8 protein-coding genes are annotated in these 11,614 nt (G+C 65.9%); 5 read left to right on the top strand and 3 right to left on the bottom strand.

Features of this window, described 5'->3' with window-relative positions:
* The first annotated feature begins 74 nt into the window (after positions 1-74).
* From IFT54_RS05245 to IFT54_RS05230, 4 genes are all read left to right on the top strand, one after another.
* Positions 75-1,601, top strand: coding sequence for a CpaF family protein (locus IFT54_RS05245; protein ID WP_166746812.1), 1,527 nt, complete (start codon positions 75-77; stop codon positions 1,599-1,601).
* Between the two features lie 168 nt (positions 1,602-1,769).
* Complete coding sequence (locus IFT54_RS05240) at positions 1,770-3,119, top strand: glycosyltransferase 87 family protein (protein WP_192069852.1); 1,350 nt, start codon at positions 1,770-1,772, stop codon at positions 3,117-3,119.
* 254 nt (positions 3,120-3,373) lie between these two features.
* A complete protein-coding gene (locus IFT54_RS05235) occupies positions 3,374-4,639 on the top strand; it encodes a PDZ domain-containing protein (protein WP_244648615.1) in 1,266 nt (421 codons plus the stop codon).
* On the top strand, positions 4,639-6,165 hold the full coding sequence (locus IFT54_RS05230; protein ID WP_192069851.1) for a hypothetical protein: 1,527 nt from the start codon (positions 4,639-4,641) through the stop codon (positions 6,163-6,165). Before IFT54_RS05235 ends, IFT54_RS05230 begins: the two co-directional genes overlap by 1 nt.
* Here the strand turns inward: IFT54_RS05230 and IFT54_RS05225 are convergent.
* Together IFT54_RS05225 and IFT54_RS05220 are read right to left on the bottom strand one after the other, a co-directional pair.
* A complete protein-coding gene (locus tag IFT54_RS05225; RefSeq protein WP_192069850.1) occupies positions 6,117-7,700 on the bottom strand; it encodes an amidase in 1,584 nt (527 codons plus the stop codon). The genes IFT54_RS05230 and IFT54_RS05225 overlap by 49 nt on opposite strands.
* Positions 7,701-7,763: 63 nt before the next feature.
* A complete protein-coding gene (locus IFT54_RS05220) occupies positions 7,764-8,594 on the bottom strand; it encodes a ferredoxin--NADP reductase (protein ID WP_192069849.1) in 831 nt (276 codons plus the stop codon).
* Between the two features lie 305 nt (positions 8,595-8,899).
* On the opposite strand from IFT54_RS05220, the gene uvrB reads away from it, so the two are divergent.
* Positions 8,900-11,098: an excinuclease ABC subunit UvrB gene (uvrB, locus tag IFT54_RS05215; RefSeq protein ID WP_192069848.1), complete on the top strand. Its 2,199-nt coding sequence runs from the start codon at positions 8,900-8,902 to the stop codon at positions 11,096-11,098.
* Between the two features lie 122 nt (positions 11,099-11,220).
* Here the strand turns inward: uvrB and IFT54_RS05210 are convergent, their stop codons facing one another.
* The gene (locus tag IFT54_RS05210) at positions 11,221-11,598 is read right to left on the bottom strand and encodes a PRC-barrel domain-containing protein (RefSeq protein ID WP_031395809.1); all 378 of its coding nucleotides are present in this window, start codon (positions 11,596-11,598) and stop codon (positions 11,221-11,223) included.
* Positions 11,599-11,614 lie beyond the last annotated feature (16 nt).

Genomic DNA, 11,614 nt, shown 5'->3' with positions numbered 1-11,614 from the left:
TCGCCGACCGATTGGTTAGCGAATTGGCAAGGCTTCGCCGGTAACCCCGGCATTAACGATCGAGGGACTGGTGCATGAGCGCGTTCGGACGACGCAGTGGGATGAGTGGCGGAACGGCAGCGCGGCCCGCGTTCGGAGTCGCGCGACCGATGCAGGGCGGTGGCCCCGCCCCGCGACCCGATCCCGAGGGCGGCGCGCAATTCCCTGCGCTCGACACCCTCCTGCCGATGCCCGGCGAGACCGAGGGCGGCGTGCCGATCGGCCAGGTCGACGCGATGCAGCGACTCGCCGATCGTCAGGCCGCGTCGGGCGATGCGGGCGCGAGCAAGGTCGAGGGCTTCGAACAGTCGATCCACAAGATTAAGGAACAGGTACTCCCCCGCCTGCTCGAACGCGTCGATCCCGAGGCTGCGGCGACGCTCGGCAAGGACGAGCTGGCAGAGGAATTCCGCCCGATCATCGGCGAGGTGCTCGCCGAGCTGAAGCTGACGCTCAACCGCCGCGAACAGTTCGCGCTGGAAAAGGTGCTGGTCGACGAGCTGCTCGGGCTCGGGCCGCTCGAGGAATTGCTCGCGGATCCGAACATCACCGACATCATGGTGAACGGCCCCGAACAGACCTATGTCGAGCGCAAGGGCAAGCTCGAGCTCGCCCCCATCCAGTTCCGCGACGAGGAGCATCTGTTCCAGATCGCGCAGCGGATCGTGAACTCGGTCGGCCGCCGCGTCGACCAGACCACCCCGCTCGCCGACGCCCGCCTCAAGGACGGCAGCCGCGTCAACGTGATCGTGCCGCCGCTGAGCTTGCGCGGCACCGCGATCTCGATTCGTAAGTTTTCGGCCAAGCCGATCACGCTCGACATGATGGCCGGGTTCGGCAGCATGAGCCCCAAGATGGCGACCGCGCTCAAGATCGCCGGTGCCTCGCGGTTTAACGTCGTCATCTCGGGCGGTACCGGTTCAGGCAAGACGACGATGCTCAACGCGCTGTCGAAGATGATCGACCCGGGCGAGCGCGTGCTGACGATCGAGGATGCGGCGGAGCTTCGCCTGCAACAGCCGCACTGGCTGCCGCTCGAGACGCGCCCCGCCAATCTGGAGGGCCAGGGTGAGATCAGCATCCGCGATCTCGTCAAGAACGCGCTGCGTATGCGCCCCGACCGGATCATCCTGGGCGAAATTCGTGGCTCCGAGTGTTTCGACATGCTCGCGGCGATGAACACCGGTCACGACGGATCGATGTGCACGCTCCACGCCAACTCCCCGCGCGAGGCGCTCGCGCGTATGGAGAACATGGTGATGATGTCGGACATCAAGGTGCCGAAGGAGGCGATCTCGCGTCAGATCGCCGATTCGGTCGAGCTGATCATCCAGGTGAAGCGCCTGCGCGACGGCTCGCGCCGCGTCACCAACATCACCGAAGTCATCGGCATGGAGGGCCCCGTGATCGTCACGCAGGAGTTGTTCAAGTTCGAATATCTCGACGAGAGCGCGGACGGCAAGATCCTCGGCGAATACCGCTCGATGGGCCTGCGTCCTTACACGCTCGACAAGGCCAAGCAGTTCGGCTTCGATCAGGCCTATCTCGAAGCCTGTCTCTGATCCCTGCTGACCGCATAAAGGACAGGTGGTTGAGACCGTGCTAGAAATGCCAGTCTGTGTGTGCCCAGTTCCGGACGTTCAGGTCGTCTGCGCGACTACCCAAGGATTGTCGTTTATTGATTTTGATCTGATGATCTTGTTCGAGTTGTTTTACCTGTCCTCCGAACGGTGATTGTAAAGCGAGCGGCGGACCGTCCGGCCCAAGAGCGCGCCAGCGTTATCAGCGTCGATATGCACCACCAACCTCCATCCAGCTTAGCTTTTCTCGTTCGTCACCGAATGGTGTTGTTGTGTGCACTGTTGATCGTGCTGGGCTTGGCCGAACGGCTTGCATTTTTGCCGGTGCGCACGTCGGACATGGGGATCTATCAAACGCCATGGTTGCAGGCTGCCGAACGGGCAGGCGGAAGCTATCTGCGACACAAGTTCACTAACTACACGCCATTCTACGAACATTGCATGGCGCTCATGGCGCTGTTTCCCGGAACCGCGGTCCTGCGGATCAAGATCTCTGGGGTATTGTTTGACGGGGTGCTGGCATTTACCGTCACGCGTCTCGTGCCGCGAGGCAGACGACTGCTCGCCGCGGCAGTTACGCTGGCGCTGCCGACCATCGCGATGAATTCGGCCCTGCTCGCCCAGTCCGATGCGATCTATGGGGCCATGGTCGCTGCTTGCATCGCCGCTGCTCTGCGAAAGAAGCCGGTATGGGCAATGCTTGCCTTCTCGGCTGCCATTGCGGTCAAGCTGCAAGCGCTTTTGGTCGCGCCGTTGCTTGTGCTGCTGTGGCTGGACCGTCGCCAACCTTTATGTTCGTTTGCGCTTGTCCCGCTCACGTACGTGCTGTTCGCGCTGCCCATGGCCATGGCGGGCCGTTCAGCGATCGAGATCTTTGGCGTCTACAGCCAGCAATACGACTTTTTTGCAATCCTGTCCGTCAATGCGCCGAATGTCTGGCAGGTTGGGCAGAGCATGATGAGTTACGAACGCGGCCTGATGCTGGGCCTGCCCTGCGCGGTGATGCTGACGGGTACTGCCATCCTGCTGCTATGGCGCGCAGGCACGCTGCATGCGCGCAACGGGCTTCTGTTGGCTGCGGCGATCCTGCTGATCATTGTCCCCTACGTCACACCTAAAATGCATGATCGATACTTCTATCTGGTCGATCCGGTTATGGTAGCGCTGGCTTGCCGTGACCGTCGTTTCCTTGCACCCATGCTCCTCGCCCAAACAGCGTCTCTCCTGTCCTATGTGCCATTTATTGCCGACAGCTACATCGCGTTTGACCCGGTATGGGGCCGCGCCGGCGAGGTCGCGCAGGTAACCAGGCTCAATTACGGGATACTGCCCCTGTTCGGCGCCGTTGCGATGGGGGCTGCGCTGATCCTGTTGATGGGTGAGGCGTACCGGTGTGCCAAATGGGACACCGGCATTCTACGACGCTGGCCTTGGGGGGGCGGTTTTCAGGCTTATCGCTTCGCGGACGACGGGCGGCACTCGCTGTCGGGTACGCGGTAGGCGTCTGACGGACAACGCCGCCGTCGTCAGGAGCGACGGGACAAGCGTCGGACCATTGCAATGGAAGCGTAAGACAGCGGCAGGAAGGGCAGACAGCGCACTCTTACGTGCGAGCGGCGCACCAGTCTGGATGAACGGCGCCGACAAACTGCGGCTTCACCAGACGCCGCCCGGCCGGTTTCCTCTCTAGCCTACCTGCCCCCGAGGGAGGTGCAGCTTGTAAGGCCCCGCCAACGCGCTAGGGACGGGTGCACATGCGTATGCTTACCCTCGCCATCGTCCCGCTATTGGCGGTTCTGAGCGTTTCGGCGCGGCAGCCGGCATCGCAGGCCGTGCCCGAGGCCAATCCGTCCGGTTCCACCCCCGGCACATCCCCCGGCCCCGCCACTTCCCCCGCCGACCGCGACCAGGGCGTCGCCCGTCTTGCCGCCGATACCGAAACACGCTGGGTGCCATTCGACCTGACGCCGGGCAACCAGATCCGGTTCGCGATGCAGATCGACGGGCGCAGCATCACCGCGATCCTCGATACGGGGGTCAGTTATACGTTGCTCGCCGACACCTCCCCCGCGGTCGTCCGGCGCGCGCTGAAGCCCGGCGGGCGGGCGAGTGCGATCGGCGGGTCGGTTGCGCTGCGCTGGATGGCGACGCGGTCGATCGTGCTCGGCGGGCTGACGCGCAGCGGCGGCGGCGTCAGTGTCGCCGCGCTGCCAGCGCTCGCGACCGGCAGCGCGACCGCGGTCGACCTGCTGGTCGGGCGCGACCTGCTCGCCGCGCATGCGCTCGACATCGATTATGCCGCGCGCCGCTTCCGGCTGATCCCGACCGGACGGCTGCCCTTTGCGGGCGAGACCGCGCCGCTGACGATCTCGTCCGATCGCCGCGTCTATGAAAGTGCGATCCGGATCGGCACGCACGCGCTGGCGCCGATCGTCGTCGATACCGGCGATGGATCGGCGATCACCGTGACCGCGGCGGGCTGGCGCCGTGCCGCGCCGCCGGGGCTGCCGACCACCACCGCTATCGCCTATGGGCTCGGCGGCTCGGTCATCAGTGGCCTCGCGATCGTTCCCGAGATCCGCGTCGGCACGCTCGTCGCGCGCGACACCGAGGTGCGGATCGAACCCGAGGCGGGCTTTTCGCAGTCGATCGGCGCCGCCGGGCGGCTCGGCTCGGGGTTTCTCCAGCATTATCGCGTGCTGCTCGACCCGAGCGCGGCGCGGATGGTCCTGCGCCGCGGCGACGTCGCCGATCCCCGCCCGATCCGATCGACCAGCGGTCTGCTCATGGGGGTCGAAAGCAACCGGCTGAAGGTCCTGCACGTGATGCGCGGCGGCCCGGCCGAGGCGACCGGGTGGCAGGTCGGCGACCTGATCTGTTCGATCGACGGCCAGCCCATCCCCCGCGACTATCCAACCAGCCCGCTGGCGAACTGGACCATCCGCTCACCCGGCAGCGTCGTCCGGCTCGGGCTGTGTGACGGTACGACGCGCACACTGACGCTCAGGACTTTCTACTGATGACATCGGCCACGACTGCACCGTCCGGATCCCGCTGGACGCCTGCGCTGATCCTGCTGCTGATCGCGCTGGCGATCCGCGCCTGGGATTTCGGCAATCCGGTGATTGCCGTCGACGAGCAATATTATCTGCTGGTCGGCGACCGGATGCTGCACGGCGCGATCCCCTTTGTCGACATCTGGGATCGCAAGCCGATCGGGCTGTTCCTGCTGTTCGCGGCGATCCGGCTGCTCCCCGGCGACGGGATCCTCGCCTATCAGCTCGTCGCGACCGGCTGCACCTGGCTGACTGCGGTCCTCGTTCATCACGGCGCGATCCGGATCGGCGCGACGCGGCGTGGTGCGCTGGCGGCGGGAGCGACCTATCTGGCCGGGCTGTCGCTGCTCAGCGGCGGCGGCGGGCAGGCGCCGGTCTTCTACAATCTGCCTATCGCCATCGCCGCGCTGCTGACCTTCCGCCTGCCCGCACTCGCGGCGGCGAACGACCGCCGCGCGATCGTGCGTGGCGGCGCGCTGGCCTGCCTGCTCGCAGGGATCGCGATCCAGATGAAATACACGCCCGCCTTCGAGGGCGCGTTCTTCGGGCTGGCGCATCTCTGGTTCCACCGCCGCACCGGCGCGCCGGTCTCAGCGACGCTGGGTGCGGCGCTGCTATGGATCGCCGTCGGCCTCGCGCCGTCGCTCGCCGCGCTCGGCTGGTACACCGCGCACGGCCTGTTCGCGACCTTCTGGTTCGCCAACGTCACCTCGATCTTCCTGCGCCCGGGCTATCCGCTCGGGCAGGTGGTGATGCGGCTGCTCGGCATCCTCGTCCAGCTGCTGCCGCTGATCGCCGCCGCGGCGATCACCTGGCATCGCCGCGCGCATCTCGGGATCGACCGTGCGGTCGCGCGGCTCGCCTTTGGCTGGCTGATCGCGGCGTCGCTCGGCTTTCTCGCGATCGGAACCTTCTTCGATCATTACGGCCTGCCGCTGGTCGCGCCGCTGGCGATCGCCGCCCCGCCCGCGCTGTCACGCCATGCGAAGCTGCTCGCGATTGCGCTGATCGTCCCCTTCACGATCCTCGCGGTCGAACGCGTCGTCCGGCGCGACGACGCCCCCGGCGCCTATGCGCTGGCCCGCATCGTCCAGGCGAACAGCGGCGACGAATGCCCTTATGTGTTCCGCGGCGACACGGTCACCTATCTGCTCGCGCGGACCTGCGTGCCGACGCCCTACGCCTTTCCCAACCTGCTCAGCCTGTCGACAGAACAGGGCGCGACCGGGATCGACGAGGCGGCCGAGGTTCGCCGCATCCTCGCCAACCGTCCGCCGGTGATCGTCACCTCGACGCGCCGCCTGTCGATCTGGAACGTCGGCAGCCTGCGCGCGCTGAAGGCGACGCTCACGAGCAACTATCGCCTCGTCTTCACCACGCGCCGCCTGAAGGATCGCAGCGCCGTCTATCTGCGCAACGACCGCATGTTCGTCGCGCCTGGTCAGCGGGCCCCGTCGAGTCCCGTGCCCACCGCCGCCGACGGCAGGTAACGCGGCGCGGTCCGCGCGTTGGCGAGCTGTTCATAGGCATAGCCTGCGTTCAGCACCGTTCCGTCGCCGTAGCGTGTCGCGATGAACGACAGCCCGACCGGCAGTCCGCGGACCAGCCCCATCGGCACGGTCAGGTTCGGATAGCCGGCGACCGCGGGCAGTTCGCTCGCGCTCGGTCCGCCATATTGGTCGCCGTACACTGGCTCGCTGAGCCAGGCGGGGCCATAGGTCGGCTCGACCAGCACCGTCGCCCGCGCGGTCTTCAGCATCGCGTCGATCCCCTCCGCGCCTGCGAGCCGCAGCGATTTCGCACGTGCCGCCTTGTAGGCCGGGTCGTCGAGCCCCTTGGTCTTGGCCGCCGCCTCGAACGTCTCCTGCGCGAAGAACGGCATCTCCGTTGCTGCATTGGCGCGGTTGAACGCGATCACCTGGTCGAGCGTCCGGGTCCGCACCGCTGCGGGGGTGGTCGCGAGATAGGTGTCGAGATCGGCCTTCAGCTCGGTCTGGAGCACCAGCAGCTCCGCCTCGCCGATCCCGTCGAGCTTGGGCTGCTTGACCTCGACGAGCACCGCGCCCGCGGCCTTGAGCACGCCCAACGCCACCTCGTACCGCGCCGCGACGTCCGCGGTCATCTCGGGCCGGACGACGCCGATCCGCAACCCCGAGAGTGCGCTGGTCGACAGGGCGGCGGCATAGTCGCGCTTGTACGCGCCTGCCCCCGCGGTCGCGGCATCCGCCGGATCCGCCGCGATCATCGCCGAGAACATCGTCGCCACGTCGCGCACGCTGCGCGCCATCGGCCCGGGCGTGTCCTGGCTATGGCTGATCGGCACGACATGCGTGCGGCTGACCAGCCCGATCGTCGGCTTCAGCCCGACCAGCCCGTTGATCGACGACGGGCACACGACGGAGCCATCGGTTTCGGTGCCGATCGCGGCTGCTGCAAAGCTCGCCGCGATCGCCGCGCCCGACCCGCTCGACGATCCGCACGCGGTCCGATCGAGCGCATAGGGATTGCGGACCAGCCCGCCGACCGCGCTCCACCCGCTCATCGACCGGGTCGAGCGGATGTTCGCCCATTCGCTGAGGTTGGTCTTGCCGAGGATCACCGCCCCCGCCGCGCGCAGATGCGCGACCACGGGCGCGTCGCGGCGCGTCATATTGTCCTTGAGCGCCAGGCTGCCCGCGGTGGTCGGCATCGCGTCGGCGGTCTCGACATTGTCCTTGATCAGCACCGGCACGCCGTGCAGCGGCCCGCGCACCCGCCCCGCCCGACGCTCGGCGTCGAGCGCCTTGGCCTGGGCCAGCGCGTCGGGATTGAGCGCGATCATGCTGCGCAGCGTCGGCCCCTTGCGGTCCATCGCCGCGATCCGCGCGAGATATGCCCGGACCAGATCGACGCTGCTCGCCGTCCCCGCCGTCATGCTCGCCTGGAGCTGTTCGATCGAGCGTTCCTCGACCGCGACGGTCCTGGCCGCCGCCGCCATTGGCATGGCGGCGGTGGCGAGCAGGATTCCGGTGATAATATGGCGCATTTTCAGTCCCCCTTTGGCCTGACGCTATCGGGGATCGGACGGCGCGCCAAGCGCCCTGGCGGGTCAGCCGACGAAGGCGCGCTCGATCACGAACGTACCGGGCTTGGAATTCGCGCCCTCTTCAAAGCCCTGCGCCTCGAGCATCACCGCGAACTCCTTGATCATCTCGGTCGATCCGCACAGCATCGCGCGGTCGGTCTCGGGGTTCAGCTTCTGGTCGCCGCGCACCGGATGGCCAAACAGCGACGCGTCCTCGATCAGCGCACCGATCCGCCGCGTGGTGCGGAACGGCTCGCGCGTGACGGTCGGGATGTAGTGGAACTGCGTAGCTGCCTCCTCGGCGATCAGCGGATCTTCGGCGAGCAAGGCGACCATCTCGTCGTGATAGGCAAGGTCGCTGACGCGGCGCACGCTGTGCACGACGATCACCTGTTCATAGGCCGAATAGACGTCGGGATCGCGCATCAGGCTGAGGAACGGCGCGAGGCCTGTGCCGGTCGAGAACATGAACAGCCGCTTGCCCGGGAGCAGCGCGTCGAGCACCAAAGTGCCGGTCGGCTTCTTGCCCAGATACACTTCGTCGCCCGGCTGGATCAGCTGGAGCTTCGAGGTCAGCGGGCCGTCCTCGACCTTGATCGACAGGAATTCGAGCTCTTCCGAATAATGCGGGCTCGCGATCGAATAGGCGCGCATGATCGGCTTGCCGCCGTCCTGGGGGAGGCCGATCATCACGAATTCGCCCGAGCGGAAGCGGAAGGTCGACGGGCGCTCGATCGCGAAACTGAACAGATGCTCGTTCCAGTGGCGCACCCACAGAACCTTGGCGTTGAGGAACGCGGGCGTTTCGGGGATCAGCGCGGGCGCGCGCGTTTCGGCGACGATAGGGGCGGTCATGCGTTTTCCTTGGCCTGCGCGGGGGGGCGTTGGCGGATCGATGGCTTGCGAAACGGTCGCATTATTGGCGCGCGGGGTATGGGTCAACAACAGCAAAGCTTGGGGGGGCACAAAGCACGCCGCAACAAAACGCTCGTCATTCCCGCGCAGGCGGGAATCCAGACTGGCAACGCTCTCCCTTAAATCGCTGACAGCGTAGGTTATGGATCCCCGCCTGCGCGGGGATGACGAGTGGTTAGTGGATTGACGAATGCCGGCAATGGCGGCGTTGTCGTCGTGCCACCTGTTCCCCATATTCCCCCTCGATGGCCATCCAGATCCGCACCAGCCTCGCCGAGCCCGAAACCGGCGACACCTTCGTCCCGCACCGCCCGACCGCGCGCCCCGCAAAGGTCGAGGGTGGCAAGCGGTTCAAGCTCGTAAGCGACTATGCGCCTGCGGGCGACCAGCCGACCGCGATCGCCGAACTCGTCTCGGCGATCGGCGAGGGCGAGAAGGATCAGGTGCTGCTGGGCGTCACCGGCTCGGGCAAGACCTTCACGATGGCGAGTGTGATCGAACGCGTGCAGCGGCCTGCGCTGATCCTCGCGCCCAACAAGATCCTTGCGGCGCAGCTCTACGGCGAAATGAAGTCGTTCTTTCCCGACAACGCGGTCGAATATTTCGTCAGCTATTACGACTATTACCAGCCCGAAGCGTATGTCGCGCGGTCGGACACGTATATCGAGAAGGAGTCCTCGACCAACGAGTCGATCGACCGGATGCGGCATTCGGCGACGCGCGCGCTGCTCGAACGCGACGACGTGATTATCGTCGCGTCGGTATCGTGCCTGTACGGCATCGGCTCCGTCGAGACCTATTCGGCGATGATCTTCGACCTGAAAAAGGGCACGACCGTCGACCAGCGCGAGATCGTGCGCAAGCTCGTCGCGCTTCAGTACAAGCGCAACGACGCGGCGTTCCAGCGCGGCAATTTCCGCGTGAAGGGCGACACGCTCGAGATCTTCCCGTCGCATTACGAGGACAGCGCGTGGCGCATCTCGTTCTTTGGCGACGATATCGAGGAGATTACCGAGTTCGACCCGCTGACCGGTAAGAAGGTCGCGTCGCTCAACTCGGTGCGCGTCTATGCGAACTCGCACTATGTGACCCCCGGCCCGACGCTCAAACAGGCGGGCGAGGCGATCAAGCACGAGCTGGCCGAGCGGCTGAAAGAGCTGGTGCTCGAGGGCAAATTGCTCGAGGCGCAGCGGTTGGAGCAGCGGACGAACTTCGATCTCGAAATGATCGCGGCGACAGGCAGCTGCGCGGGGATCGAGAATTACTCACGCTTTCTTACCGGCCGCATGCCGGGCGAGCCGCCGCCCACTTTGTTCGAATATCTGCCCGACAATGCGCTGCTGTTCGTCGATGAGAGCCATGTCACGATCGGCCAGATCAACGGCATGTCGCGCGGCGATCACCGTCGCAAGCTGACGCTTGCCGAATATGGCTTCCGCCTTCCCTCGGCGATCGACAACCGGCCGCTCAGGTTCAACGAATGGGACGCGATGCGCCCGCCGACGACCTATGTCTCGGCGACTCCCGGCAGCTGGGAGATGGAGCAGACCGGCGGCGTGTTCGCCGAACAGGTCATCCGCCCGACCGGGCTGATCGATCCGCCTGTCGAGATCAAGCCGGTCGAGGAGCAGGTGCAGGACCTGATCGTCGAGGTCGGGAAGACCACCGCGCTCGGATACCGTACGCTCGTCACGACGCTGACCAAGCGGATGGCGGAGGATCTGACCGAATATATGCACGAGGCGGGCATCAAGGTCCGCTACATGCACAGCGACGTCGAGACGCTCGAGCGTATCGAACTGATCCGCGACCTGAGGCTTGGCGTGTACGACGTGCTGATCGGCATCAACCTGTTGCGCGAGGGGTTGGACATCCCCGAATGCGGGCTGGTCGCGATCCTTGATGCGGACAAGGAGGGCTTCCTGCGGTCCGAGACCTCGCTGATCCAGACGATCGGTCGCGCGGCGCGTAACGTCGACGGGCGCGTGATCCTGTATGCCGATCGCGTCACGGGCTCTATGGAGCGCGCGATGAACGAGACCGCTCGGCGCCGCGAAAAGCAGGTCGCGTACAACACCGAGCACGGCATCACGCCGACGACGATCCGCCGCAACATCGGCGACATCATCGCGCATGTCGCCAGCCAGGATCAGGTCACCGTCCCGATCGACGAGGACCGCCCGCACATGGTCGGGCATAACCTGCGCGCCTATATCGAGGATCTTGAGAAGCAGATGCGCAAGGCCGCGTCGGATCTGGAGTTCGAGACCGCCGGGCGGCTGCGAGACGAAATCCGGCAGCTGGAGAACGAGGAGCTTGGCCTGCCAGTCGACCAGCAAAAGGCGCCGGTCATCGGCCGCTCGAACGAAGGCAAGCCGGGCACGCGCAAGACACGGTACGGGAAGAGCCAGAAGATGCGGATGGGTGGCTCTCGGTCTCGCTGAGCCGCCCATTCCCCTCTTCGTCACCCTGACGAAAGTCAGGGCCCAGAGCCGCGGACGCTGCGGTCAACAACTCTGGGTCCCGACGTTCGTCAGGATGACGGACGGATCGGCCCGCGCTCGCGTCAGCCGACGACCAAATCCTCGCTGCTCGATCCGTAATAGCTCGCCACCCGGTCGGCATAGGCCTGGTCGAAGACCGGCGCGTTGTTCGACCAGCTCGGGCCGCCTTCAAGCACGCGCTTGTCGATCGTCACCACATACAGATCACGCACCGCATCGAACTGGAGCAGCGCGAACGGCAGCGGGTAGAAGCTCTTGCCCATGCCCAGAAACCCGCCGAGGCTCAGTACGGCATGCGTCGCGCGCCCGGTACCCTTGTGCACCATGAAGGCATAGACGGTCCCGACCGCGTCGCCATCGCGGCTTTCGACCTTCATCGTCCCCGAAATATTGGCCTGGACGAGCAGCTGGGTTGGGGTCTGGGCAACGGTATCGGACATGGATCGTCTCCTGATT

Origin of the sequence: Sphingomonas sp. CFBP 13714 (assembly GCF_014842205.1) — a bacterium.
GTDB lineage: Bacteria > Pseudomonadota > Alphaproteobacteria > Sphingomonadales > Sphingomonadaceae > Sphingomonas > Sphingomonas aerolata.
The sequence above is the reverse complement of the archived record's forward strand: the minus strand, read 5'-3'. Positions and strand labels throughout refer to the sequence as shown.